The organism is Polymorphobacter multimanifer, assembly GCF_014205635.1.
Classification (GTDB): domain Bacteria; phylum Pseudomonadota; class Alphaproteobacteria; order Sphingomonadales; family Sphingomonadaceae; genus Sandarakinorhabdus; species Sandarakinorhabdus multimanifer.
Genome location: NZ_JACIIV010000009.1, coordinates 67,473 through 93,055, shown reverse-complemented (window position 1 = coordinate 93,055; position 25,583 = coordinate 67,473). Strand labels below are relative to the sequence as shown.

The following is a 25,583-nucleotide window of genomic DNA, read 5'->3' as shown; positions in this document are numbered from 1 at the left end:
CCGCGGCGCCGCCCGCCCGAAAAGACAATCACCAAAGGGGTCCACGGCTGCCCCATCCACAGCCAGTCGCCGGGTGCCTGATACGGCCCGGCCACGAACGGAGAGAAGACCATGCGCCATCGTGTAGCCCATCGTAAGCTGGGACGGACCACCAGCCACCGCATCGCCATGTTCCGCAACATGTCGGCAGCGCTCATCAAGCACGAGCAGATCACCACGACGCTGCCCAAGGCCCGCGAAATCCGCCCCTATCTCGAAAAGCTGATCACGCTCGCCAAGCATGGCGGCCTGTCCAACCGTCGTCTCGCCATGGCGCGCCTCGGCGACGAAACGCAGCTTGCCAAGCTGTTCGACGTGCTTGCGACCCGCTACGCGGACCGGCCAGGCGGCTATATCCGCATCATCAAGGCCGGCTCGCGCCGATCCGACGCAGCGCCGATGGCGGTCGTCGAGTTCGTTGACCGCGACACCAGTGCCAAGGGCCAGGACTCGGGCCCTGTCGAGAGCTTCGACTCCGAAGATTGATCTTCGCAGGCTAAAGCCCGAGTCTCCTCAATTGCGAAAGGCCCTGATCCATGGCTGACGATCTCATCACAACCAATGGCGTCGATGTCGATGCCGATGCGCCGCTGCCGCAGGTTTCCATCCTGACGCAATATGTGAAGGACCTGTCCTTCGAGAACCCCAACGCTCCGGCTTCGCTGCAGGCCGAGGGCCAGCCGCAGATCGACGTGAATGTCGGCGTCAATGCCCGCCGCGCCAATGACACGATGTTCGAGGTCGAGCTCAAGATCACCGCCACCGCCAAGAACGGAGACATGACGAGCTTCGTCGTCGACGTGCTTTATGCCGGGCTGTTCGGGCTGCAGAATGTGCCCGAGGAGGCGCTCGAGCCCTTCCTCATCATCGAGGCGCCGCGAATTCTGTTTCCGTTCGCCCGTCGTATCATCGCCGATTCGGTACGCGATGGCGGCTTCCCGCCGCTGATGCTCGATCCGATCGATTTCCACACGCTGTATCTGCAGCAGCGTGGGATGGGGCCGGATGGCCAGCCGGTGGGCAACGCCTGAGCCAGCCTCCGGCGGGCAGGGGGCTGGCCCCCTGCACCCCTGATGTTTACGGGGGCTACATGAGAAGCAAACAGCACAGGCCCAAGGCCAGGGGTGCAGGGGGCGAGCCCCCTGCCCGCCGGAGGCCCCTCTGAACCTCCTCCGCGCCACCGCCACGATCGGCAGCCTCACCCTGCTCAGCCGCATCGCCGGCTTCGGCCGCGATGTGCTGATGGCACGTGTGCTAGGCGCCGGCATGGCGGCAGACGTGTTCCTCATTGCGTTCCGCTTGCCCAACCTGTTCCGCGCGTTGTTTGCCGAAGGGGCCTTTTCGGCGGCCTTCGTGCCGATGTTCAATCGGCAGGTCGGCGCCGACGGTGGCGATCTCGGCCGCGCCAAGCGCTTTGCCGAGGATGTGCTGTCGGTGCTGCTGCCGGTGCTGGTGGTGTTCACCGGGGTCATGGTTCTGCTCGCGGGCCCTGTGGTCTGGGCCCTGACGGGTGGCTTTGCCGGCGATGACAGCCAGAAGTTCGCGCTGGCAGTGGATTTCACGCGCCTCACCTTCCCTTATCTGCTGCTGATCAGCCTGGTGAGCCTGATGGGGGGCATTCTCAACTCGCTCGGCCGCTTCTGGATCAACGCGGCAGCGCCGATCCTGCTCAACCTGGTGCTGATCGGCGGGCTGGTCTTTTCAAACGGCGCCGACAAGGTCGATGCCGCACGCGTGCAGGCGCTGTGCGTCTCGCTGGCCGGAATCGCGCAGTTCATGTGGCTGCTCTGGGCGTGCCTCCGCGCCGACATCAAGCTGCGGCTGCGGGCACCCAGGCTCGGCGAGCAGGTGCGCAAGCTGATGCGGCTCATCGTTCCCGCCGCCCTTGGCGCCGGCGCCGTTCAGGTCAACCTGCTGATTTCGACCGCGCTGGCTGCGCGATTCCTCCCCGAAGGGGCGGTGTCCTGGCTCTATTACGCCGACCGGCTCAACCAGCTGCCGCTCGGCATCATCGGCATCGGCGTGGGGACGGCGCTGCTGCCCGCCCTTTCGCGGCAGCTGGGTGCCGGTGATGCCGAAGCGGCGGTGCGGACCCAGAACCGCGCGATCGAGCTCGTGCTGCTGCTCACGCTGCCGGCGGCTGCGGGGCTGGCGGTGGCGGCAGGGCCGATCATCCACGGCCTGCTCGAATATGAAGCGTTCCAGGCAGCCGACACGGCAGCAACGGCTGCGGCGCTGGCGGCGTTCGCGCTGGGGCTGCCGGCCTATGTGCTCATCAAGGTGCTGACCCCCGGCTTCCATGCGCGGTCGGACACGAGCACCCCGGTGCGGATCGCGGTGGCCTCGATGCTCGTCAATCTTGTCGGCAACCTGCTGCTCATCTGGTCGCTCGGCCATGTCGGGATCGCCCTTTCCACCGCGGCGGCGGCCTGGGTAAATGCGGCCGTGCTGTTTATCGTGCTTCGCCGGCGCGGGCACTTTGCCATGGATGCGCGGCTGTTGCGGGCCCTGCCGCGGCTGGGTCTGGCAGCGGGGCTGATGGTGGCCGCGCTGCTGGCGTTGGGTCCGGCGGTCGCCGGGCTGATGGCCGGGCCGCTGCCATGGCGGGCCATGGGTCTGCTGGTGTTGATCGGCGGCGGCGGCCTGGCCTATCTGGTCGCGGTGCGGCTGACGGGCGTGTTCACGCTCGCCGAATTGAAGGCGCAATTCAGAAGGGGCAAGAAATGAGGCGTGTGTTCTCGGGCATCCAGCCGACGGGCAATCTGCATCTGGGCAATTACCTCGGCGCCATCCGCAATTGGGTGCGGATGCAGGATGAGGCCGAGTGCCTGTTCTGCGTCGTCGATCTCCATGCCATCACCGTGGCGCAGGAGCCGAAAGGCTTGCGCGCCGGCATCCGCGAGATGACCGCGGCACTCATCGCTGCCGGGCTTGATCCGGATCGCTGCGTGCTGTTCAACCAGAGTGCGGTGCGCGTGCATGCCGAGCTGGCCTGGGTGCTGATGTGCACGGCGCGGATGGGTTGGTTGAATCGCATGACGCAGTTCAAGGAAAAGTCGGGCAAGGACCGGGAGGGGGCCAGCGTGGGACTGTTCACCTATCCTGTGCTCCAGGCCGCCGATATCCTGGCCTACAAGGCGACGCATGTGCCGGTGGGCGAGGACCAGAAGCAGCACCTCGAACTGGCGCGCGACATCGCCGCCAAATTCAACAACGATTTCGGCGTCGAGCTGTTTCCGTTGCCCGAGCCGGTGATCGAGGGACCGGCCACGCGCGTGATGAGCCTGCGCGATGGTTCGGCCAAAATGTCCAAGTCCGACCCCAGTGATGCCGCTCGGATCAATTTGACCGATTCGGCCGATACGATCGCGCAGAAGATCAAGCGCGCGAAAACCGACCCCGAGCCATTGCCGAGCGAGGCGGCGGGGCTGGCCGGGCGGCCGGAAGCGGCAAACCTGGTGGGGTTGATGGCGGCACTGTCCGGGCAGAGCGTCGCGCAAGTGCTGGCCGAGCGCGGTGGGCAGGGTTTTGGAACTTTCAAGCCGGCCTTGGCCGAACTCATGGTGGCGACGATCGCGCCGATCACCGAACGCTTCAACGCCTTGCGCCACGATGCGACGACGCTCGATGCCGTGCTGGCCGCGGGTGCTGCCAAGGCGCGCGCGATCGCCGAGCCGGTGCTGGCCGAGGTGCATCGTGCTGTCGGTCTGGCAGAGTGAGTCCCTGCGACACCCAGGTACAGCCCGGGTTAAGCGCCAATTCACTTCGGTTCCCGTAACTCCAGGGCTATAGAGCAGACTTCCCTGCAAGGAACACTCACCATGTCGCGTACGACCAAGCTGATGCCGCTCGCAGCGCTGGCACTTCTCGCCGGTTGCGCCCCTACTTTTGAAGCGCGTGTTGCGCGCTTCCAGCAGCTGCCGCCCCCCGGCGGCCAGACGTTCGTGATCGAGCCGCGCGACAAGGAGAATGTCGGCGGGCTCGAATTTGCAACATACGCCAGTCTCGTGCGGCAGAAGCTTGTCGCCAATGGTTACACCGAAGCACAGAGTCCTGGCGCTGCTGCACTCACCGTCAAGCTCGATTATACCGTGGGCGCACCGCGTGAGCAGATCCGCACCCGCCCCGGCTTCGGCGGTTGGGGTGGCTTTGGCCCCGGCTGGGGCTGGAACCCCTATTGGGGCGGTGGCTTTGGCGGTTGGGGCGGTGGCTTCGGCGGCTGGGGCGGCGGCTTCGGTGGTTGGGGTGGTGGCTTCGGTGGTGGCGGCTGGGGCGGCAACGATGTCTATTCGGTGACGCAGTATAATTCCGCCGTGGCGATCAAGATCGAGCGCAATGCCGACAAGACCAGCCTTTTCGAAGGCCGCGCCGAAACCGTGAGCAGCTCGAACAACCTTACCCGGCTCGTCCCGAATCTGGTGACGGCAATCTTCACCAACTTCCCCGGCAACAGCGGCGAGACGGTGCGGGTGAAATTCGATCCGGCGCGTCCGGAAATGACCCCGACGGTTCGTCCCGGTCGCTGATGTCAGGAACCCCCGCCATTACTGGCGGGGGATTTCCTCTTCGGTGCCCATGCGCCCGGCACGGTCGCGCGCCCAGGCATCGACCTGGTTGCGATTGCAGCCCACGGCGCCCCCGGCACCCACGGCCGAGCAACTGCCGATGCCCCCGCCTGCGACATCCTGCACCATCAGTGCGCGGTTCTCCTCGAAGGGATTGCCGCGGCGTTCAGCCTGCCTGAGCGGGGTGGGGATGCGGTAGATTTCCGACTCGGGAAGCCGGGCGCAGACCACCACCTCGTCGGGCGATGTCGGCTTGGGGCATGGCTCGGTGCCGAACACGGTAACAAGCCGCTGGCGAGGCTGGGTACCATCGCCCGGATCCCCGACCGGCTTGAGGGTCGAACGCACGGCACCGCCAGCGGGCGTTTGCGTCGTGATCGTCTCGGTGGTGGCGCGTTCCGGCGCTGGCGCGTCCACGGGCACCGGTGGCCCCTTGACGGGCCGCGCCTCCTGGGCCGCTGCTGGTGTCGTGGCCAGGGCCAGCACCATCACCACCAACACACGCATCAACCCACTCCTCAAGCCATTCTGGAAAGGTTGTAGTGCATCAGGCGTGGCGGGCAAATGAACAAACGCTGCACGCGGCTTACTGGTCGATGTGCATCGAATAGGTGAAGCGATCGCCTGGGTGCGACGACACCGAAATCTCCACAACCCGGCCGTTCTCGTCGGAATAGACGCGCACGATCCGCAACACTGGCGCGCGTCGAGCGATGCCAAGGGCTGCGGCTTCGGCATTGCCCGCTGCCATGGCGCTGATGTTCTGCACGACTTGCCTTACCCGAAATCCGCCGGCGCGCGCGAGCTGCTGGAACAGGGTTTCCGGCCCCGGCCGCAGCCCGGGCACATGCGCTGCGAGCGCCGGATTGATGTACACTTCGGTGACTGCGACCGCAGCGCCGCCAGGGCTCATCCGCCGCAGCCCGGTCAGGTGCAGCCACTGGCTGCCGCCGGCGACGCCAAGCTCCTCGGCGCGAGGTCCGGACAGCGTGATGGTGCCGCAATCCTTGAACTGGAATTCCGATTCGGCGGCATATTGCAGCAGCTCCGCCACATCGGAGAGCGGCTGCCGCAGCACCTGGTCAGGGCTGGCGACAATGGTGCCCGAGCCGCGGCGGCGGCGGATCAGCCCTTCCGCCTGCAACCGGCGGAGCGCCTCGCGCACCGTGAAGCGCGAGATGCCATAGCGTTCGCACAGGGCATTCTCCGTCGGCAACTGCGCGCCCTCGCCGAAATCGCCGGCCTGGATCGCCGCTCTCAAATCCGCCGCCACCTGTGCGTAGCGGGGTTCACCGCCAGCTGGTCGTCCCATGGTTCTTGTGTCCGTTGTTCGCCCCGAGGATGGTGCACCTTGATTGATGCCGCGCATATCCGCAATAAGTCCGGACAAATTTTGCGCAAGCAACGGAGAGGCATGAGCGGAACGGCGCTGCAATCATCGACCGAGGGGCTGGCAGCGCTGCTGGCGCGCCCGGTCGATGGCAGCGCGCGCGCGAGGGCGCGGCTGCATCTGCTCGATTGGCTCGGGTGCGTGGCGGGCGGCAAGGCAAGCGCCGTCTGGCCGGTGGCGGCGGCAGAGCCGGACCTGCTCACCCGAGCGGCCCTGCTCGGCAATGTGCTTGAGATGGATGATGTTGACCGGCTGGGGCGGTTGCACCCCGGCCCGGTGGTCTGGCCGGCAGCGCTTTCCGCCGCGCGCGAGACGGGGGCCAGCTTCGATGCCCTGCTCGACGGCGCGGTGCGCGGCTATGAAGCGATGATCCGGCTCGGTCGCGCACTCGACGATCATCATTACGCACACTGGCACCCGACCGCGACTGCCGGGCACTTCGGCGCCGCGGCGGCGGCCGCATCGATCTTCGGGCTCGATGAGGAGCGGACGGTCTGGGCGCTCGGCCATGCCGGATCGCTCGCCGGCGGGCTGTGGCAGGTGCGACACGAACCCGCGGCGATGACCAAGGCAGTGCATGTGGCGCAGGCCGCCCTTGCCGGGCTGTGGCATGCGCGGCTGGCGCGCGCCGGGGCGGCAGGGCCGCGCTTCATCCTCGAAGGCCCGCAGGGGATGTTCGCTGCCATGTGCCGCACGCCGCTTCCCGAAGCGCTGGTGGACGCTGGCGGTTGGCGCATCGCCGAGGTCAGCTTCAAGCCCTGGGGCGCGTGCCGCCACGCGCATCCGACGATCGATGCCGCGCTGAAACTGCCGCCCGGCGCGCTCGCCGAGGGGCCGATCATGGTCGAAAGCTATGGCGACGCGCTTGCCTTTTGCGACCAGGCTGTCCCTCGGACCAGCGGCGAGGCCAAATTCTCGCTCCAGCATGCGGTGGCGGTGGTGGCGGTCCGCGGCCGCCCGATGCTGGCGGATTTCGAGCCGGCCGCCATCGTCGACCCGGCGATTGCGGCGGTGCGGGCGCGGGTCATCTGTCGCAGCGCCCCCGGTTTCGATACCGCCTATCCGGCGCATTTCGGCGCGCGGGTGCTCGCCGGCGGCGCTGCGGCCGAGGTGCGCGATGCCTGGGGCGACCCCGAGGCGCCGCTCGATGCTGCAGGCCATGCCGCGAAGCTGCGCAGGTTGCTGGCATGGGGCGGTCTGCCGCCGGAAGAGGCCGAGGCTGCCGAGGCGGCGGCGTCCGTCGACGCTCTGCTGGCGCTGCTGGTGCGCTGGTTGTGACCGTAGCGTTGCTCGATTTCGCGCAAGGCCCGCTGCTGCTGCCGCCCGCCGTGCGCGCGGCAACACTCATGCTTCTGGAAGACACGCTGGCGGTGGGGGCGGCGGGGGCGACCGCGCCCGGCGCGGAAGGCGTGCTCGTGGCGGCGCGCGGCTGGGGCGCCGGCGATGCCGTTCCGGTGCTCGGGCGCCCGGATCGGTTGCCGGCAGCCAGTGCTGCGTTCGTCAACGCGTTCCAGATCCACTGCCTCGAATGGGATGCCGTGCACGAGCGGGCGGTCGTCCATGCGATGAGCGTGGTGACGGCAGCGGTGCACGCCGTCGCGCACCATCGGCGGGCCTCGCGCGAAGCTGCGCTCGAAGCGGTTGTGGTCGGCGTCGAAATCGCCTGCCTGCTCGGCGTGGCGGCCACCTCGCCGCTCAAATTCTTCCGCCCGGCCACGGCGGGGTTGATCGGCGCCGCCCTCGCCTGTGCGCGGCTGGCAGGCCTGCCGCGCGACCGCTTCGGCGATGTGCTGGGCCTCGCCCATGCGCAGGTGGCGGGCACGATGCAGGCGCATGTCGAAGGCGCGCTGGCATTGCCGCTGCAAATCGCCAATGCCGCCCGCGCCGCGATCACCACGGTCGATCTCGTCGCCGCCGGCCTGCCGGGGCCGCATGATGCGCTCACCGGCCCGTTCGGCTATTTTCCGCTGTTCGACCAGGGTGATCCAGCCCCGCTGCTGGCGACTTTGGGGGAAAGCTGGCGCATTCCGGAAATCAGCATCAAGCCCTGGCCAAGCGGCCGCGCCAGCCATGCCGTCTTGTCAGCACTGGAAGGCCTCTCAGCCAGCGACCTCAAGAGCATCCGTGCCGAAGTGCCGCCGCTCGTCGCCCGGCTGGTCGGCCGACCCTGGGTGCCGGACATGAGCCCGGCCTATGCGCGGCTCTGCCTGCCTTTCCTCGTGGCGGTGATGCTGACCGACGGCCATATCGACCCGCGCCGCTTCACCCGCGAAAATTTCGCCGATCCAGCGCTTCGGGCGCTCGGCGCACGGCTTGCAATCATCGTTGACGGAAACCCCGATCCCAACGCCCTCGCGCCGCAGCGCATCGTTCTCGGCCTGGCCGGTGGCGGCGAGCGAACAATCGAGGTTCCCGCCACCCTCGGCAGCCCTGCCAACCCGCTCACCCGGATGCAGCACCGCGCCAAGATCGACTTCGCGCATAGCCTCGCACTGGTGCCGCCTGCGCCGACTGACCCGCTCACCCTGCTGACCGGAGCCACCGCATGACCCGTCCCGAATATTTCGCACTCGCCGATGTGCCGGGGCTGCTCCGCCAATATCCGCTCGGGACCGATTTCCTCCGCACCTACAAGGCCATGTCCAGCGACCAGCTTCGGAGCGTGCAGGAGGCGCAATTCACAAGGCTCATGGCCAGGGGCTGGACGGTGCCCTTCTATCAGCGGCTCTGGGGCGCCAGGGGCATCGAGCCCGGCGATATCCGCAGCCTCGACGACATTGCCAGGCTGCCGACCTACGACAAGGCCGATCTCATGGCCTCGATCGCCGCGCACCCGCCGTTCGGGGATTTTCATGGGCTGCCCGGCGGCGTCGGCACCTCCCCGGCCATCCTCCACACCACCAGCGGCACCACCGGCAAGCCGCAAGTGCTGCTCTTCGGCCCGCGCGGCCGCGAGGTCGGCAACCTCCTCGTGGGCCGCATGGCGCTCTGGCAGGGGCTGGCCGACGGCGACGTCGTCCACAGCGTCTATGGCCATGGCATGATCAATGGCGGCCACTACATCCGCGAGGCCTATGCGCATTTCACCAACGCCGTCTTCATGAGTGCCGGCACCGGCATCGAGACGCGCTCGGCGGCGCAGGTGCGGCTGATGGCCGATTTCGGCGCGTCCGTGGCGGTCGGGTTCATCGACTATATCCGCAAACTCGCCGAGGTGGCGCGCGACGAAGGGCTGATCCCCGGCGAGCACATCAAACTGCGCATGATCATCGGCCATCTCGGCACCGAGGACAGGCGCGGCGTGGAAGACGCCTGGGGCGGCGCCAGGGCGTTCGACTGGTACGGGGTGGGGGACACCGGCTGCATCGCCGGCGAAGGCCCCGAGCGCGACGGGCTGTATGTGTGGGAAGACGCGCAATATCTCGAGCTCTGCGACGTCGATTCGGGCGCACCCGTGCCGGCGGGCCAGAAGGGCGACATGGTCGTCACCTGCCTCTACAAGGATGACGTGGCGCCGTGCATCCGCTTCAACACCCATGATGTGTCGGCCTTCCGCACCGACAGCAATGTCCATGGCATCCCGTTCCGGCGCATCGAGGGCTTCCTCGGTCGCTCGGACAATATGGTGAAGCTCAAGGGAATCAACGTCTTCCCGCATGCAATCGGCGCACTCATCGAGAACCGCCCGGAGCTGACCGGCGAATATGTCTGCCACATGCGCAGTGACGGCATGACAGTGACGCTGGAGCATCGCGATCCCGCGAGTGACACGGCACCGCTGGTGGTGCTGCTCCGCGCGGGGCTCGGTGTGGAGGTGGCGGTGGCGCTGATGCCGCCGGGCGGCACCGCAGCGGCAACGCAGATCGACGTGCGGCAAAAGCCGATCCGGCTGATCGACGAGCGCAAGCCGTGATGCACTGGTTGGGCGTTGCGGAACTGGCGAGCGCTGACCCGGTGGCCGTGGTCGAGCACCAACTCGCCCGCATCGCAGCGCTGAATCCGGCGCTCAAGGCCTTCACGGCAGTCGACGCCCAGGGCGCTCGGGCTGGCGCGCGCCTCACGGCGGGCATGCCGTTGCCCCTGCGCGGCGTCACCATCGGCGTGAAAGCCAACATCGATGTCGCCGGGCTGGTCACCACCGCCGGGGTCGCGGGACGCACCATGCCCGCCACCGAGGACGCCGCCATGGTCGCCGCCCTGCGCGCCGCAGGGGCCATCATCCTCGGCCACGTCAACATGCACGAGGCCGCCCTCGGCGCCACCACCGACAATCCCTTTCACGGCCGCACCGAAAACCCGCATCGCCGCGGCCGCACCCCCGGCGGTTCGAGCGGCGGCTCGGGGGCAGCCGTCGCGGCCGGGCTGTGCACGGTGGCGCTCGGCACCGACACGCTCGGCTCGGTGCGCATCCCGGCGGCGTACAACGGCATCTACGGCCTCAAGCCGAGCAATGGCCTGCTCGACGAGCGCGGCCTGGCCTATCTCTGCGCGCGGCTCGACAGCATCGGCCCGCTGGCGCGCTCGGTCGCCGATCTGGCGGCCGTGGCGGCAGTGATGATGCCGCTCGGCACACCGCGTCTTGTATCGCGCATCGCCACCTTCGCCGATGTCGAGGCTTCCACCATGGAGCCTGCCGTTCGCGCCGGCTATGAAGCCGCCAAGCGCGCGCTGCGCGGCCTCGGCCATACGGTCGAAGCGCTGCCGCTTGCCGAGATCGACTTCAAGAAGGCCCGGCTCGGCGGCTTCCTCGAGGCCGCGCGCGAAGGCGCGGACCATTTCGCCGCCGATCGCGTCGCGGGGCACATCTCGCCCGACTTTGCCGCCCTGCTCGATTTCGCTGCCGCCGCACCCCTCACCCTGCATCAGGCTGGCGCCGCTGCTGCGAGCCACGCCCGCGACGCGGTGCTGGCAGCGCTTGAAAAGGCCGATCTGCTGCTGCTGCCCACCGCCCCGCAGGCGGCGTTCGGGCATGGGTCCGCCCCCGTCAACCAGGCCGATTTCACCGCCCTCGCCAATCTGGCGGGCGTGCCGGCACTATCCTTGCCGTCCGGCGTTGATCATGATGGGCTGCCGGTGGCGGTGCAGCTCATCGGTCGGCACGGAGACGAGGTGACGCTGCTGGCAATGGCAGCGAAGCTCGATGCCGTGCTGCAGGCCTATCGCCGACCAGAGTTCGAAATGGAGAAAAACTGATGCGCATGTTCGTGATGTTCAACCTGAAGCCCGGCGTCGAAGTTGCGGATTACGAGGAATGGACGAAGACCCGCGACATGCCCAATGTGCGCTCGCTGATGTCGATCAAGGATTTCCGCGTGTTCGGCGTCACCGGCCTGTTCGGGTCGGATGCGAAGCCGCCCTTCCAATATGTCGAGGTGATCGACATCGTCGAGATCGACGAGTTCTTGAAGGACATCGACACCCCGGCGATGAAGGAAGTCACCGGCGAGTTCGAAAAATGGACCGATTCCCCGGTGTTCCTCACCACGAATGAGCTGCTGGTGGCCTGATGCGGCGCTTTGGGGGCAAGGTCGTCATTGTCACCGGCTCGGGGCGTCCCAGGGGGCTGGGGCAGGCGATCCTCCAGCGCTTTGCCGATGAAGGTGCGCACTGCGTGGTGTCGGACGTGAGCAGCGGCGGCGAGGGGCTGGCAAGCTCGGCCGACATGGCCGAAGTCGTCGCCGATCTCGAACAACGCGGCGCCCAGGTGCTCGTGCAGCCGTGTGACGTGGCCAAGGAAGCCGAATGCGAGGCGCTCGTCGCGGCCGCCGTCGCGCGGTTCGGGTGGATCGACGTGATGGTCAACAACGCCGGCATCGGCTTCGTGATGAAGCCGCTGCTGGAAACCAGCGGCGACGATTGGGACCGGGTGCTCGATGTGAACCTCAAGGGCGCGTTTCTGGCCTCCAGGGCTGCAGCGCGCCAGTTCATTGCGCAGGGACCCGGTGAAGACGGCATTGCCGGGCGGATCATCAACATTGCCAGCCAGGCCGCCAAATCGGGCTTCCCGCACATGGCGCCCTACACCGCGTCCAAGCACGGCATGGTCGGCCTCACTCGCTCCAACGCCGTCGAGCTGGGGCCGCACCGCATCACCGTCAACGCCGTCTGCCCCAACCATGTGACGACCGGGCTCGGCGCCGCGCAGAACGAGTATTTCTCGAAGCTGCTCGGCTTTGCGAGCGTGGACGCCTATCTCGCCAACATGCGCGCCAAGAACCCCCTCGGCCGCCCGGGGCTGGCGAGCGACACCGCAGCCGCCTGCGCCTGGCTTGCATCGAGCGACGCCGTCTATGTCACCGGCGAGGCGCTAAACGTGTCGGGTGGCGAAGAGGTCCACTGAGGCCAGGGTTGCGGGCACCGCCGCTGCCGGGGCACATTCGCCTTCGACACGACACAGGACGGAGCGATTCGATCACCCCGGACGACCACCCCTCCACGCTCGCAGCGTCCATCCCGGCACGGCTCGATCGGTTGCCCTGGAGCCGCTTCCACTGGCTCGTGGTCATGGCGCTCGGCATCACATGGATCCTCGACGGGCTGGAAGTCACCATCGCCGGGCTGGTCGCGGAAGGGGTTCGCAGCAGCGCCAGCCTCGGGCTTTCGGCGAGCGATGTCGGGCTGGCGAACAGCGCCTATCTCGCCGGCGCCGTGGTCGGCGCGCTGTTCTTCGGCTGGCTGGCGGACCGATGGGGCCGCAAGCGGCTGTTCAGCATCACCCTCGGCCTCTACCTGATTGCGACCGCCGCCACCGCTTTCACCTGGGATCTGCCGAGCTTCGCGCTGGCGCGCTTCCTCACCGGTGCGGGCATCGGCGGTGAATACAGCGCCATCAATTCAGCAATCCAGGAGCTCATTCCGGCGCGGCGGCGCGGCTGGACCGACCTTGCGATCAACGGCAGCTTCTGGGTGGGGGCCGCACTCGCCAGCGCCATGTCGATCGTGCTCCTCGATCCGCAACGCTTCGCCCCCGATATCGGCTGGCGGCTGGCGTTCTTCGGCGGCGCATTGATCGGCGCGGTCATCCTGTGGCTTCGCCGCTTCGTGCCGGAGAGCCCGCGCTGGCTGGCATTGCACGGCCGGCAGGCCGAGGCCGAGGCGATCATGGCCGGCATCGAAGCAAGGGCCGAGGCCGCAGGCCACCGGCTGCCGCCCGTGCCGCCGCTGCAGGTGCGGCTGCGGCAGCGCGGTGCGGCAACGCTGGCGGATGTCGCCACGGCGTTGCTGCGTACCTATCCGTCACGCACCATCTGGTGCCTGGCGCTGATGATCGCCCAGGCCTTCTTCTACAACGCCATCTTCTTCAGCTATGCGATGCTGCTGACCGATTTCTACAGTGTGCCCGGCGCCGATGTCGGCTGGTACATCCTGCCCTTTGCAGCGGGCAATGTGCTGGGGCCGCTGCTGCTGGGCCGGTTCTTCGACACGCTGGGCCGAAGGCCGATGATCATGCTCACCTATGGCGCGTCGGCCGTGCTGCTGCTGGCGACCGGCCTCGCGTTCCGGGCCGGGCTGCTCGACGCCACGACCCAGACGCTGTGCTGGAGCGTGACCTTCTTCTTCGCCTCGGCCGCGGCCTCCGCAGCGTATCTGACCGCGGCGGAAAGCTTCCCCCTGGAAATCCGCGCGCTGTCGATCGCCATCTTCTATGCGCTGGGCACCGGGCTTGGCGGCGTGGCGGCACCCTGGCTGTTCGGGCGGCTGATCGAAAGCGGTTCGCGCGATCAGGTGCTGCTCGGCTATGCGCTCGGCGCCGCGCTGATGGCGGCCGCGGCGGTGCTGACATGGTTCATCGGGCTGGCAAGCGAGCGCAAGCCGCTCGAGGATGTGGCGCGTCCGCTGTCCTGGGAGTGAGGGGCCTCCGGCGGCCGGGGCCTCAGGCCCCGGACGCCATTTCTCGGGGCGCTGCCACATCCGAACCGGTCAATGTGCGCGAAGACCACCAAAAGGGGTCTGGGGCCCGAGGCCCCAGCCGCCGGAGGCCTAGATCGCCGTCACCGCCTCGGCGAGGATCGTCAGCCCCTCGGGCGTCACTTCGGCAAAGCCGCCTTCGATCTCGTAGCGCGCCGATGGGCTCGAGCCTTCGGTCGCATAGACTTCGATGATGCCGGGGCGGATCGTGCTCATCAGCGGCGCATGGCCGGGGAGGACGCCGAAGTCCCCCTCGGCACCCGGGACCACCACCATCGCGACATTGGCCGAGGCCAGCATCCGCTCGGGCGAGACGAGCTCGAACTTGAACGTCGCCATCAGGCGGCGTCCGCAGCCAGCTTCTGCGCCTTGGCGACCGCATCTTCGATCGTGCCGACGAGGTAGAAGGCGGCTTCGGGAAGATGGTCATATTCGCCCGCCACGATCGCCTTGAAGCCTTTGATCGTGTCTTCCACCTTCACGAACACGCCGGGCGTGCCGGTGAAGATTTCGGCCACATGGAACGGCTGGGACAGGAAGCGCTGGATCTTGCGGGCGCGGCTGACGACGAGCTTGTCCTCTTCCGAGAGCTCGTCCATCCCGAGAATGGCGATGATGTCCTGCAGCGACTTGTACTTCTGCAGCACTTCCTGGACCGAGCGCGCCACATTGTAATGCTCTTCGCCCACAACGCGCGGGCTGAGCACGCGGCTGGTCGAATCGAGCGGATCGACCGCCGGATAGATGCCGAGCTCGGCGATCGAGCGGCTGAGCGTGGTGGTGGCATCGAGGTGGGCGAACGACGTGGCCGGGGCCGGATCGGTCAGATCGTCGGCGGGGACGTAAATGGCCTGCACCGAGGTGATCGAACCCTTGTTGGTCGAGGTGATGCGCTCCTGAAGCTGGCCCATGTCGGTGGCCAGCGTCGGCTGATAGCCCACGGCCGATGGAATGCGGCCGAGAAGCGCCGACACTTCCGAGCCGGCCTGGGTGAAGCGGAAGATGTTGTCCACGAAGAACAGCACGTCCTGGCCTTCGACATCGCGGAAATATTCGGCGTTGGTCAGGCCCGAGAGGGCGACGCGGGCGCGGGCACCCGGCGGCTCGTTCATCTGGCCGAACACGAGCGCGACCTTTGAGCCTTCCGAGATCGGGTTGCCGTCGGCATCCGACGCGATGACGCCGGCTTCGAGGAATTCGTGATAGAGATCATTGCCTTCGCGGGTCCGCTCACCCACGCCGGCGAACACCGAGGTGCCGCCATGGCCCTTGGCGATGTTGTTGATCAGCTCCTGGATGAGCACGGTCTTGCCGACGCCCGCCCCGCCGAACAGGCCGATCTTGCCGCCCTTGGCATAGGGCGCGATCAGGTCGATGACCTTGATGCCCGTCACCAGAATGGCGCTTTCGGTCGACTGGTCGGTGAACAGCGGTGCCTCGGCATGGATCGGCATGGTGATCTCGGCATTCACCGGGCCACGCTCGTCGATCGGCTCGCCGATGACGTTGAGGATGCGCCCCAGCGTTGCCGGGCCGACGGGCACGCGGATCTGGCTGCCGGTGTCGGTCACTTCCTGGCCGCGGACGAGACCATCGGTGGCGTCCATCGCGATGGTGCGCACGGTGTTCTCACCAAGATGCTGCGCCACTTCGAGAACGAGGCGAAGTTCGCCGACGCGGGTTTCGAGCGCCGACAGAATCGCCGGCAGTTCGCCATCGAACTGCACGTCGACCACGGCGCCGATGACCTGGGTGACGCGGCCGACATTGTTGGTGGTGATGGCCATGGTTGTGCTCCTCAAAGGGCTTCGGCGCCGGAGATGATTTCGATCAGCTCCTTGGTGATGGCGGCCTGACGGGTACGGTTATAGGTGATGGTGAGGCGGTTGATCATGTCACCGGCGTTGCGGGTGGCATTGTCCATCGCGGTCATGCGACTGCCCTGCTCGCTGGCGGCATTCTCCAGCAGCGCGCGGAACACCTGCACGGCAAGGTTGCGCGGCAGCAGGTCGGCAAGGATCGATTCCTCATCGGGCTCATATTCGATCGCCGCCGGCACATCGCCCACGGGCTTGCTCTCGGCGACGGCGGGAAGGGCTGCCGGAATGATCTGCAGCCGCGTCGGCTCCTGTGCGAGCGCCGACTTGAACTTCGAGAAGAACAGATGCGCCACATCGAACTCGCCGGCTTCGAAGCGCGCGGTGATGTCGTCGGCAACCGCCTTGGCGTCGGCGAAGCGCACGGTCTTGATGTGCGTCTGGTCGATCGTACCGATGATCAGATTGCGGTGGGTGCGCAGGAAGGGCGCGCGGGTCTTCTTGCCCACGAACAGCAGCTTCACCGTCTTGCCCTGCGCCAGCAGCTCGTCGAGGAACTTGCGGGCAGCGCGCGTGATGTTGGTGTTGAAACCACCCGCCAGACCGCGCTCCGAGCCGGCGATGACGAGCAGGTGCACCTGGCTGTTGCCCGTGCCCGCCATCAACCGCGGCGATTCGGGCCCCACCTGCACACGGCTCGCCAGGCTCGCCATCACGGCCGCCATGCGCTCCGAATAGGGGCGCGCGGCTTCCGCCGCCTCCTGCGCACGGCGCAGCTTGGCGGCGGCGACCATCTTCATCGCCTTGGTGATCTTCTGGGTCGATTTGACCGAGACGATCCGGTTTTTCAGGGCCTTGAGGCTGGGCATCGGATTTTAAGCAAAGGTCTTGGCGAAGTCGCCGATCAGCGTCTTCAGCTTGGCGGTGGTGTCGGCGCTCAGGTCCTTCTTCTCGCGAATGTCGGTGAGCACGCCCGCGTGGTCGGCCTTCACATGCGCCAGCAGCGAGGATTCGAAACGCGTCACGGCGTTCGCATCGACGGTGTCGAGATAGCCATTCACACCGGCAAAAATGCTCACAACCTGCTCCTCGAACGGCATCGGCTGGAACTGGCCCTGCTTCAGCAGCTCGGTAAGCCGCTTGCCGCGGTTGAGCAGCTTCTGCGTCGAGGCATCGAGATCCGAGCCGAACTGCGCGAACGCCGCCATCTCGCGATACTGGGCGAGCTCGAGCTTGATGGTGCCCGCCACCTTCTTCATCGCCTTGGTCTGTGCCGCCGAGCCGACGCGACTCACCGACAGGCCGACGTTGATGGCGGGGCGCACGCCTTGGTAGAACAGCTCGGTTTCGAGGAAGATCTGGCCATCGGTGATCGAAATCACGTTGGTCGGGATGTAGGCCGACACGTCACCGGCCTGCGTCTCGATGATCGGCAGTGCAGTGAGCGAGCCGCCCCCGTTGGCGTCGTTCATCTTGGCGGCGCGCTCGAGCAGCCGTGAGTGGAGATAGAACACATCGCCCGGATAGGCTTCACGGCCCGGCGGGCGGCGCAGCAGCAGCGACATCTGGCGATAGGCGACCGCCTGCTTGGTGAGATCGTCATAGGCGATCACGGCGTGCATGCCATTATCGCGGAAGAACTCGCCCATGGTGCATCCGGTGTAGGGGGCGAGGAACTGCAGCGGTGCCGGCTCCGAGGCGGTGGCGGCAACGACGATCGAATACTCCATCGCGCCATTCTCTTCGAGCGCGCGCACGATCTGCGCCACGGTCGAGCGCTTCTGGCCGACGGCGACATAGATGCAATAGAGCTTCTTCGACTCATCATCCCCGGCGTTGATCGCCTTCTGGTTGATGAAGGTATCGAGCACCACCGCGGTCTTGCCGGTCTGGCGATCGCCGATGATCAGCTCGCGCTGGCCACGGCCCACCGGCACCAGCGCATCGAGCGCCTTGAGGCCGGTCTGCATCGGCTCGTTGACCGACTTGCGCGGGATGATCCCCGGCGCCTTCACTTCCACACGGCTGCGCGTCACATCGGTGAGCGGGCCCTTGCCGTCGATCGGGTTGCCGAGGCCATCGACCACGCGCCCGAGCAGGCCACAGCCGACGGGCACATCGACGATCGTGCCGGTGCGCTTGACGGTGTCGCCTTCCTTGATCGCGGCATCCGAGCCGAAGATCACGATGCCGACGTTGTCGGCTTCGAGGTTGAGCGCCATGCCCTTGATGCCGCCGGGAAATTCGACCATTTCGCCGGCCTGCACATTGTCGAGGCCGTGCACACGGGCGATGCCATCGCCCACCGACAGCACCTGGCCGACTTCCGAGACTTCCGCCTCGGCGCCGAAGTTGGCGATCTGATCCTTGATGACCCGCGAGATTTCGGCGGCGTTTATGTCCATGGGGTTAGCCTTTCAGTGCCTGGCCGAGCTGGCCCAGCCGTGTACGAAGCGAAGAATCGATCATCCGCGAGCCGACGCGGACGATGAGGCCGCCAAGGATGGCGGGATCGGTGGTGAGATCGAGGGCAACATCGCGCCCCAGACCGGCCTTGAGCTTGGCGGCGAGCGCTGTCTGCTGCTCCCCCGTCAGTGCATGCGCGCTCGTCACGCGCGCAGTCACTTCCCCGCGCCGGGCGGCGGCAAGGGCGCGCACATCGCGAATGATATGCGGCAAGGACGCCAGCCGGCGGTTGTGGGCAAGCACGCCGAGGAAATTGCCGGTGAGCGAATCGAGCTGCATCGCGGCGGCCAGGCCCTTCACCGCCGCTGCGGCCTGCGCGCGGCTGATCATCGGGCTGGTGGTCACGGCCTTCAGCTCGTCCGACCGGCCCAGCGCATCGAACAGGGTGGCAAGGCTTGCCAGAACGCCGTCCAGCGCCTTGTGCTCGACGGCAAGGTCGAAAAGTGCGGTCGCATAGCGGCCGGACAGGCCCTGGGCGATGTTCGCGCGGGCGGTGCCAGTTGAAGGGTCCAAGGGTCCGGGTTCCGGCTTGTTAGAGTTTCGGTTTCGCCAAAGCATTTGCGTTTGCGGCTGCTCTGCAAAGACGCCGGGCGGCTAGCACGGGGTGCGCCCTTGTGCAAGGCAGCATGCGGCGTGAAGCGAGCCTGCGCGGTGCTGCAGCCAGCGCCAGCGCGTATCACCCACGCTGGCTTTAGGCATAAAAATGCTGCCGGCAGATCACAGTTAGCAATTTGTTTCCAGCAAGGCGGAACTTTACGCTCGCACTAACCTTGGCATCACAGGGCGGCGCGTATTGTCGGCCGATTTGTCAGGAGGTTGCTTTGCGTACCCAGATATCTGCAGCACTGCTCGTTCCAGCGATCCTCCTCGGCGCTGCAGGCGCCAATGCCATGATCATCACTGTTCCGCTTACCGCATCTTTCGCCGACGCGCCTTTCACCTATGATTTCGGTGGCGGCAATTCGGTCACCTTCACCACGGTCAACCCGGGGTTCTCGTTCGATCCTGCCGGCGTCTCGACCGGCGGCACCACGCAGATCGCCAGCCTTGGCGCGCCTTTTTTCAACCCGCCACAGCCGACATCCTATTTTTCCAATCGCGGCGGCAGCATCGGCCCCGACACCCCTGCGCAGTTCGTCAGCTACAATGATCCGGCCGTGATTCGTTTTTCCTTGTCGGACAGCATCATCGGGCTGCGCTTCGATCTCGGCCAGGGTTTCCAATATGGCTATGCCCAGATTGCCGGCTCGTCGTTGCAAGGCTTCCGGTTCCAATCGACGCCCAGCATTGGCGTCGCCATCAACGCCATTCCCGAACCGGCGAGCTGGGCGTTGCTCATCACCGGTTTCGGCCTGACCGGAATGGCTTTGCGCCGCCGGCGCACTGCCGGCGCTATCACCGCCTGATCACCGACACGGAGCACCCCGCAAGAGCGATTGGAAAGTACGGGCAGGCGGATTAAACGTGGCAACACGGGAGATCGCGCACTTTGCCTTGGCTGTTCCAACTCGTTCTTGCGGCCCATGTCGGCGCCGGGCTTGTCGCGCTGATCACCTTCTGGGGCTCGGTTGCAACCCGCAAGGGCGGCCCGGCGCATCGGCGCTGGGGGCGGGTGTTTGCTGCAGCCATCTATGTTGCCAGTGCCCAGGCGCTCATCATGGGCACTCTGTCGGTCATCTGGCCGCTGGCGATGCACCCGCAGCTTACCGATGAGCCACTCTACCGCGGGCTGTTCGGCTGGATGATGATCTACCTCGCCGTGCTTGCCGTCAGCATGACGCGCTATGGCCTCGCGATGATCGCCAACAAGACCGCCCATGCCCGCAACCGCCACTGGAGCATGGTGGCGCTGCAGCTTGCGGTGTTCGCAACTGGCGCCAATTGCCTCGTGCACGGCATCATCCTCGGCCAGCCGTTGATGATCGGCATTTCGCTGCTCGGCTTCGGCACCTCGACGACCTACCTCCATTACATGCTCAAGCCGCAGGTCGGCCGCACCGACCATATCCCCGAGCATCTGAAGGCGATGGTCGCGTGCGGAATCGCGGCCTATACCGCCTTCCTGTCGGTCGGGCTGGTCGATCTGTTCCCTGCACACGCCTTCAACCCAGCCATCTGGGCGGTGCCCACCATTCTTGGGCTGTGGATCATCTTCCATCACCTGCGGATCTGGGCGCCGAAGAAGCCAGCGCCGCTTCCAGCCGAGTGATCAGCTCGGCAATGTGCGGCAGCTGCTCGCGCTCAGCGGCGAGAATCGCCCGGAAGGCGGCATCCTTGAACGGCACCAGATCGGGCGGGTTCGCCGTCGCCGAAGCGACGATATCGATCAGCCGCTCCGCAGCGTGGAGTCGGCCCCAAAGATAATCATGCTCGCGATAGGCACGGCTGAAAAACGCGCCGAACGCATTCAGCCGGCTGCCCTGCAGTTTCGTGCCGCCGACATGCGCCAGCGACGGCGAGTCGAGCGGCGACAGTCGGTCGACCTTGATCTCGTCGAACTCGTCCGATCCATCCCCCGCCAGCAGCGGCAGCGTGGCGATATCGTAGAGCGGGAAGCCAAGATAGGCGTTGAGCAGGTTGCGGCGAACGGCGCGGGGCATCGGTTGCGCAAACAGTGCGCAGATGTTGCGGTCCGATTCGGTATCGAGCGCGCGCAGGTCGAGCGCTTGCGCAAGCCCCGCCAGCGCCGCTGCCGGGTCGGTCAGGTCGATTCCATCCAGCGCCGCATGCGCTGCCAGCCGCGCCGGGTTGCGGCGGCCGAGGTGAATGTCGATCAGCGAGTAGAAGCCAGCCTTGAGCGCCTCCACCGCGGCCATCGCCGCCGGCTGCAGCCCCGCGGCCGCCAGCGCGTTGATGCGGCGGATCACGAAGCGCAGCCGTCGGATGCGAAACTCGATGTCGAACTGCCGCAGCAGCAATACGAATGGCGAACCGGCGCCATTCTTGCCCTGCGCCTGCGCCGGCTTGTCGAGCCCTTCTTCATGCAGATGTGCCACCAGTCGCACCCGCAGCGGTTCGGCTGCCCCCGCCCCCATCGAAGCGAGCAGCTGCGACAGCGATTCGGTGAGGCGAGCGAGCTTCAGCTGCGCATAGCTCGCATAGGTGAAGCCGGCGCGCGTCGCCGCCTCGGTCTGCGCCTTGCTCCGCCACTCGGCCAGCCGCTCGGGGGTGATGGCGAACAGGAAGAACCGCCGCCCCACCGCCGCCTCGATCGCTGCCTCCACCTGGGGGCCCATCCCCTCGGTCACCGCCCGCAGTCGCCGCACCCGCGCCGAGAGTGCCTCGATCGTGCCAAGGCTGTCGTTGATCGGCTGCTGGCGCGGAATATCGGCAAGGCTGCGCAGGATCGTGGCGAAAAACCCTGGGCTACGCCCATCGGCCGCCCGTTCGGCATGCATTCCCGGCCGCGGATCGACATAAACGAACCGCCGATCCACCTCCCTGTGCGCCCGGTGATGCCCCAGCGCCTCGATCGCCGGCCCGAACGGCCGGCCGTTGATCACCGAGCCGTCGATAAGCGCAACCTTTTCAGGGTCGGCATGGCGAGGAAAGGCGCCTGCCAGAAACGCCGCTCGCCCCGGCCATTCGTCACCGCGTGCAGCGAGCACCGCGTCCATCTCGCCGATCCCCGCCGGTGGGAATGCGCCGGGAAAGGACGCCGTGGCGCGCGCCGCAAACGCCAGCGCCGGGGCATCGGCCAGGTGCCGCGCCCCGTCGGGCCCCGCACCCGCACTCTGGAACCCCAGGATCAGCCGATGCTCGGTTTCGGAGATCTCGGCGGGGCTGTGCAGCGCCAGCCGCACCGCGGATCCATGATAATCGGTCACGGTCACGAACAGGTCGAGCGGCTGCTGGTCGGGCAGCAGCGGCGGCGTCGGCGACGTCGCCGCCATGGCTGCAAAGGCATCGAGCAGCATGCCGCTGAACATCGCACCCGAAAATGGCGGCGTGAACCACCGCGACCGCATCAGCCGTGAGAGCTTCCCCGCCGCCTCGGTGCGCACCTCGGGCTCTTCCATTTCGCCCAGCCCCAGCCCGTGCCGGTTGGTCCAGGCGATCAGCGGCATCGCCCACAGCTTTGACCAGCTGCTCGATGCGCCCACCGGGTCGAGCAGCCGGTCGCTGTCCGCACCCTCCAGCCACAGCCCGCGAAGCGGCTCCATGCTCTGCCCGGTGGCAATCGCCTGTGCCAGCAGGATGCCGTTGATCCCGCCCGCCGATGCCCCGGCGATGATGTCGGTGCTCACCGTCAGATCGAGATTCGGTGCCAATGCTGCCAGCAGCGCCCCATACACCGCCTCGCTGTCATCCGCCGGCGGCAGCGTTTCGGGAAGCTGATGATGCCGCCGCATCGAGGCACGGCTGAGTTTCCACACCTCCTTGGTGATGCCGTGCATGTAGACCGCGAGGCTCACCCCGCCATAGCAGACAAGGGCCAGACGAAGCTCACGGCGGCGCATCAGGTCAGGCTAGGCTTGTGAGGGCAGGAAGAAAAGCCTCCGGCGGCTGGGGCCTGAAGCCCCAGACCCCATGTGTTACTTTCGGTCTACGGCTACGGCGGCCAGCACGACGTCCAGGCCGTTCTGGATGCCTTTGACGAAGGGGGCTTCCTCGATGCTGATGAACTCGTCGAGGGCATGGGCGCGGCCGCCGCCCGCACCCGCACCCAGCGTGATCGCGGGGATGCCGAGGCTGATGGGGATGTTGCTGTCGGTCGAGGATGCCCCGAGTTCGGACTTGTAGCCGTTGCGCGCGAGCGTCGCCTGCGCCGCCTTGACGAGCGGGTCGCTCGCCGGGGTTTCCCCGGCCGGCCGGTCCCCGATCAGCTTGGGATCGGCGCTGATGGTCCCGAAACGGGTGTTTCGCGCACTGTTTTCGGCCGCAACCGACCCCTCGATGACCCCGAGCAGCTGCTTTTCGAGCGCCGCCAGATTGGCCGGCGAGCGCGAGCGCATGTCGAACTCCATGGTGATGGCATTGGGGATCGAGTTGACCGAAGTGCCGCCGGTCACGGTGCTGGCAGCATAAGTCGTCTTGATGTCGGTCGGCGTGGTGATGGCATAGAGGCCGGTGACGCTGCTCGCCATCGCCACCATCGGGTTGACGATGCCATAGGCGCCATAGCTGTGCCCGCCAGGGCCCTTGAAGGTCACGCTGTAGCGCTTCGAGCCGACCCCGCCGTTGGTGATGCCATTGACGCCGCTGCCATCGAAGCTGATGAAATCGCCGATCCGCGCCTTGAGGGGGTTCTCGGTGAACAGGTGTTTCACGCCGCGCAAATCCCCTTGCCCCTCCTCGCCGACGGTGGCGACGAACAGGATATCGCGGCGCGTCTCGATCTTCGCCGCATCCATTGCGCGCACCCAGGCGAGCATCGACGCCAGCCCGATCGTGTCATCACCGATGCCCGGCGCGTGGAGCGTGGTGCCCTCGCGGCGGACGTTGATCGGCGTGCCTTCCGGAAACACCGTGTCGAGGTGTGCCGAGACGACAAGCGCCTTGGCCTTGCGGTCCCTGCCCGGCCGCACTGAGGTGATGTTGCCGACGGCATCGATCGTCACCTCCTGCAGCCCCACCGCCTTCATCATCTCGGCATAGCGCGCAGCGCGCGCCGCCTCCTTGAAGGGTGGCGCCGGAATCTCGGTAAGCTGCACGACCTCTGCCACTATCTGCTTGTAATCATTGGCAATATTGTCATGCGCCAGCTTCAGCGCCGCCGGGCTTTGCGCGGCGGCAGGGGTGGCGAGAAGGGCGAAAAGGAGCAGGGATGTGCGCATCGCGCCACGCTAGCGGTACGGCCGGGCCAAGGGAAGGTCAGGGTTGCGGCGACCTGCATTTGCGCCATTGTCCCCTCACTGAAACCGTTGCCGGAAACGCCCTGAAAAACCGCGTTTCGTGTAAACTTCGCCAACTTCGCACCCGCCGGAGCCACCTTGTTCCAGACGCCTTGTCCCGCTATCGTTCCACATCTGTTCACGGAAAGAGCACATGGCGAAGTCAGCCACAAGATATGTCTGCCAGGCCTGCGGGGCGGTGGCGCCGCGCTGGCAGGGGCAGTGCGGCGATTGCGGCGAATGGAACACCATCCAGGCCGAAGCCACTGCGGTGGTGACGGCATTTGCCGCCAAGCATTCGCTGGCTGGCGGCGGCCGCCGGATCGCGATGACGAGCCTTGCCGACGAGGTGGCACTTCCCGACCGGCTTTCCACCGGCATCGCCGAGCTCGACCGTGCCTTGGGCGGCATCGGCGAAGGGCCCAATGTGAAAGCCGGGTTGGTGCCGGGGTCGGTGGTGTTGATCGGCGGTGATCCCGGCATCGGCAAATCGACGCTGCTGCTGCAGGCAGCGGGGCGGATGGCGGCGGCCGGGCACAAGGTCGCCTATGTTTCAGGTGAGGAAGCGGCGGACCAGGTGCGGCTGCGCGCCCGCCGGCTCGGGCTGGCCCGCGCCGACGTGGCGCTGGCCGCCGAAACGAGCGTGCGGGACATTCTGACGACGATGGCAAGCGGGCCGCCGCCCGCACTTCTGGTGATCGATTCGATCCAGACGATGCATTCGGACACGCTGGAGGGTGCGCCGGGCACGGTCAGCCAGGTCCGGGCCAGTGCGCAGGAGTTGATCCGCTACGCCAAGTCGAGCGGCTGCGCGCTGATTCTCGTCGGGCATGTCACCAAGGACGGGCAACTGGCAGGGCCGAGGGTGCTCGAGCACATGGTCGATACCGTGCTCTATTTCGAGGGTGAGCGCAGCCACCAGTATCGGGTGCTACGCGCGGTCAAGAACCGTTTCGGCGGCACCGACGAGATCGGCGTGTTCGCCATGGGGGCGAGCGGGCTCGAGGAAGTGTCCAACCCTTCCTCGCTGTTCCTCACTCACCGCGAGGATGGCCGGCAGGTGTCGGGCGCCGTGGTGTTTCCGGCCCTTGAAGGCACGCGCCCGGTGCTGTGCGAAATCCAGGCGCTGGTCGTCAAGTTGCCCAGCGGCGCCACCCCGAGGCGTGCCGTGGTGGGCTGGGATTCGGCGCGGCTGTCGATGCTGCTGGCTGTGCTGGAAGCGCGCTGCGGGCTGGGGTTCGGCAACCATGAGGTGTATCTCAACGTCGCCGGCGGCTTCCGCGTCCAGGACCCGGCGGCCGATCTGGCGGTGGCGGCCGCCCTGGTGAGCGCACTCACCGACCGGCCGGTGCCGCTCAATTGGGTCGCCTTCGGCGAGGTGGCGCTGTCGGGCGAGCTGCGCCCGGCGGGGCTGGCGGGGCTGCGGCTCAAGGAAGCGGCGAAGCTCGGCTTCGCCGGCGCCTATGTCCCCACCGGCACCAGCGGTGGCGGCGGGCTCAGGGTGGAGGCGCTTTCGTCGCTGGGGGCGCTCGTTGACCGGCTGGCGGGGCCTGCGTAGAGCAAG

The 25,583-nt window shown here is 67.0% G+C and carries 24 protein-coding genes; 15 read left to right on the top strand and 9 right to left on the bottom strand.

The genetic code is table 11. The annotated features are described in order from the left end of the window. The first annotated feature begins 111 nt into the window (after nt 1-111). The 5 genes from rplQ to FHS79_RS07400 all read left to right on the top strand — a co-directional run bounded on the left by rplQ (nt 112) and on the right by FHS79_RS07400 (nt 4,565). Nucleotides 112-525 carry a 50S ribosomal protein L17 gene (gene rplQ / locus FHS79_RS07420; protein ID WP_184197693.1) on the top strand — a complete coding sequence of 138 codons (414 nt, stop codon included), beginning with the start codon at nt 112-114 and terminating at the stop codon, nt 523-525. A gap of 50 nt (nt 526-575) precedes the next feature. Further along, nucleotides 576-1,070 (top strand): protein-export chaperone SecB, encoded by a 495-nt coding sequence (secB, locus tag FHS79_RS07415; protein WP_184197690.1) that lies wholly within the window; start codon nt 576-578, stop codon nt 1,068-1,070. Nucleotides 1,071-1,200: 130 nt separating this feature from the next. Continuing rightward, entirely contained in the window at nt 1,201-2,766 is a 1,566-nt protein-coding gene (murJ, locus tag FHS79_RS07410; RefSeq protein WP_184197914.1) for a murein biosynthesis integral membrane protein MurJ, read from the top strand. Continuing rightward, the gene (gene trpS / locus FHS79_RS07405; RefSeq protein ID WP_184197687.1) at nt 2,763-3,758 is read left to right on the top strand and encodes a tryptophan--tRNA ligase; all 996 of its coding nucleotides are present in this window, start codon (nt 2,763-2,765) and stop codon (nt 3,756-3,758) included. The genes murJ and trpS overlap by 4 nt, the downstream gene beginning before the upstream one ends. A gap of 102 nt (nt 3,759-3,860) precedes the next feature. Further along, nucleotides 3,861-4,565, top strand: a complete 705-nt coding sequence (locus FHS79_RS07400) for a DUF4136 domain-containing protein (protein WP_184197684.1) — start codon at nt 3,861-3,863, stop codon at nt 4,563-4,565. An 18-nt stretch (nt 4,566-4,583) separates the two neighbouring features. On the opposite strand, the gene FHS79_RS07395 is transcribed toward FHS79_RS07400, so the two are convergent. Continuing rightward, complete coding sequence (locus FHS79_RS07395; RefSeq protein WP_184197681.1) at nt 4,584-5,111, bottom strand: hypothetical protein; 528 nt, start codon at nt 5,109-5,111, stop codon at nt 4,584-4,586. Nucleotides 5,112-5,190: 79 nt separating this feature from the next. Further along, nucleotides 5,191-5,916: a GntR family transcriptional regulator gene (locus tag FHS79_RS07390; protein WP_184197678.1), complete on the bottom strand. Its 726-nt coding sequence runs from the start codon at nt 5,914-5,916 to the stop codon at nt 5,191-5,193. Between the two features lie 102 nt (nt 5,917-6,018). Here FHS79_RS07390 and FHS79_RS07385 point away from each other — a divergent pair, with 102 nt between their 5' ends. Genes FHS79_RS07385 through FHS79_RS07355 form a run of 7 tightly spaced genes read left to right on the top strand, consistent with a single transcriptional unit; the run spans nt 6,019 to nt 13,845 of the window. Further along, nucleotides 6,019-7,272 (top strand): MmgE/PrpD family protein, encoded by a 1,254-nt coding sequence (locus tag FHS79_RS07385; RefSeq protein WP_184197675.1) that lies wholly within the window; start codon nt 6,019-6,021, stop codon nt 7,270-7,272. Further along, nucleotides 7,269-8,543, top strand: a complete 1,275-nt coding sequence (locus FHS79_RS07380; protein ID WP_341534427.1) for an MmgE/PrpD family protein — start codon at nt 7,269-7,271, stop codon at nt 8,541-8,543. Before FHS79_RS07385 ends, FHS79_RS07380 begins: the two co-directional genes overlap by 4 nt. Then, nucleotides 8,540-9,907, top strand: a complete 1,368-nt coding sequence (locus FHS79_RS07375) for a phenylacetate--CoA ligase family protein (RefSeq protein ID WP_184197669.1) — start codon at nt 8,540-8,542, stop codon at nt 9,905-9,907. The genes FHS79_RS07380 and FHS79_RS07375 overlap by 4 nt, the downstream gene beginning before the upstream one ends. Continuing rightward, entirely contained in the window at nt 9,907-11,187 is a 1,281-nt protein-coding gene (locus tag FHS79_RS07370; RefSeq protein WP_243452745.1) for an amidase, read from the top strand. The genes FHS79_RS07375 and FHS79_RS07370 overlap by 1 nt, the downstream gene beginning before the upstream one ends. Beyond that, the gene (locus tag FHS79_RS07365) at nt 11,187-11,501 is read left to right on the top strand and encodes an REDY-like protein HapK (protein ID WP_184197663.1); all 315 of its coding nucleotides are present in this window, start codon (nt 11,187-11,189) and stop codon (nt 11,499-11,501) included. Before FHS79_RS07370 ends, FHS79_RS07365 begins: the two co-directional genes overlap by 1 nt. Continuing rightward, nucleotides 11,501-12,334 (top strand): SDR family NAD(P)-dependent oxidoreductase, encoded by an 834-nt coding sequence (locus tag FHS79_RS07360; RefSeq protein WP_184197660.1) that lies wholly within the window; start codon nt 11,501-11,503, stop codon nt 12,332-12,334. The genes FHS79_RS07365 and FHS79_RS07360 overlap by 1 nt, the downstream gene beginning before the upstream one ends. Nucleotides 12,335-12,342: 8 nt before the next feature. Further along, nucleotides 12,343-13,845, top strand: a complete 1,503-nt coding sequence (locus FHS79_RS07355; protein ID WP_243452739.1) for an MFS transporter — start codon at nt 12,343-12,345, stop codon at nt 13,843-13,845. 129 nt (nt 13,846-13,974) lie between these two features. Here FHS79_RS07355 and FHS79_RS07350 read toward each other — a convergent pair whose 3' ends face one another. Genes FHS79_RS07350 through FHS79_RS07330 form a run of 5 tightly spaced genes read right to left on the bottom strand, consistent with a single transcriptional unit; the run spans nt 13,975 to nt 18,698 of the window. Beyond that, a complete protein-coding gene (locus tag FHS79_RS07350) occupies nt 13,975-14,241 on the bottom strand; it encodes an ATP synthase F1 subunit epsilon (protein WP_184197657.1) in 267 nt (88 codons plus the stop codon). After that, nucleotides 14,241-15,689 carry a F0F1 ATP synthase subunit beta gene (gene atpD, locus FHS79_RS07345; RefSeq protein WP_184197654.1) on the bottom strand — a complete coding sequence of 483 codons (1,449 nt, stop codon included), beginning with the start codon at nt 15,687-15,689 and terminating at the stop codon, nt 14,241-14,243. The genes FHS79_RS07350 and atpD overlap by 1 nt, the downstream gene beginning before the upstream one ends. Before the next feature lie 11 nt (nt 15,690-15,700). Continuing rightward, nucleotides 15,701-16,588, bottom strand: a complete 888-nt coding sequence (locus tag FHS79_RS07340; protein ID WP_184197651.1) for a F0F1 ATP synthase subunit gamma — start codon at nt 16,586-16,588, stop codon at nt 15,701-15,703. 6 nt (nt 16,589-16,594) lie between these two features. Then, nucleotides 16,595-18,124: a F0F1 ATP synthase subunit alpha gene (atpA, locus tag FHS79_RS07335; protein ID WP_184197648.1), complete on the bottom strand. Its 1,530-nt coding sequence runs from the start codon at nt 18,122-18,124 to the stop codon at nt 16,595-16,597. Between the two features lie 4 nt (nt 18,125-18,128). Then, nucleotides 18,129-18,698: a F0F1 ATP synthase subunit delta gene (locus FHS79_RS07330; protein WP_243452738.1), complete on the bottom strand. Its 570-nt coding sequence runs from the start codon at nt 18,696-18,698 to the stop codon at nt 18,129-18,131. A 308-nt stretch (nt 18,699-19,006) separates the two neighbouring features. Here FHS79_RS07330 and FHS79_RS07325 point away from each other — a divergent pair, with 308 nt between their 5' ends. Together FHS79_RS07325 and FHS79_RS07320 are read left to right on the top strand one after the other, a co-directional pair. Continuing rightward, nucleotides 19,007-19,591 carry a PEPxxWA-CTERM sorting domain-containing protein gene (locus FHS79_RS07325; RefSeq protein ID WP_184197642.1) on the top strand — a complete coding sequence of 195 codons (585 nt, stop codon included), beginning with the start codon at nt 19,007-19,009 and terminating at the stop codon, nt 19,589-19,591. A gap of 83 nt (nt 19,592-19,674) precedes the next feature. Further along, nucleotides 19,675-20,394: a hypothetical protein gene (locus tag FHS79_RS07320; protein ID WP_184197639.1), complete on the top strand. Its 720-nt coding sequence runs from the start codon at nt 19,675-19,677 to the stop codon at nt 20,392-20,394. On the opposite strand, the gene FHS79_RS07315 is transcribed toward FHS79_RS07320, so the two are convergent. Both FHS79_RS07315 and FHS79_RS07310 read right to left on the bottom strand, forming a co-directional pair. Further along, nucleotides 20,333-22,645, bottom strand: a complete 2,313-nt coding sequence (locus tag FHS79_RS07315) for a patatin-like protein (RefSeq protein WP_184197637.1) — start codon at nt 22,643-22,645, stop codon at nt 20,333-20,335. The genes FHS79_RS07320 and FHS79_RS07315 overlap by 62 nt on opposite strands. Before the next feature lie 75 nt (nt 22,646-22,720). Then, entirely contained in the window at nt 22,721-23,962 is a 1,242-nt protein-coding gene (locus FHS79_RS07310) for a M20/M25/M40 family metallo-hydrolase (protein WP_184197634.1), read from the bottom strand. Between the two features lie 211 nt (nt 23,963-24,173). Between FHS79_RS07310 and radA the strand changes: the two genes are divergently transcribed. Continuing rightward, nucleotides 24,174-25,577 (top strand): DNA repair protein RadA, encoded by a 1,404-nt coding sequence (gene radA, locus FHS79_RS07305; RefSeq protein ID WP_184197632.1) that lies wholly within the window; start codon nt 24,174-24,176, stop codon nt 25,575-25,577. Nucleotides 25,578-25,583 lie beyond the last annotated feature (6 nt).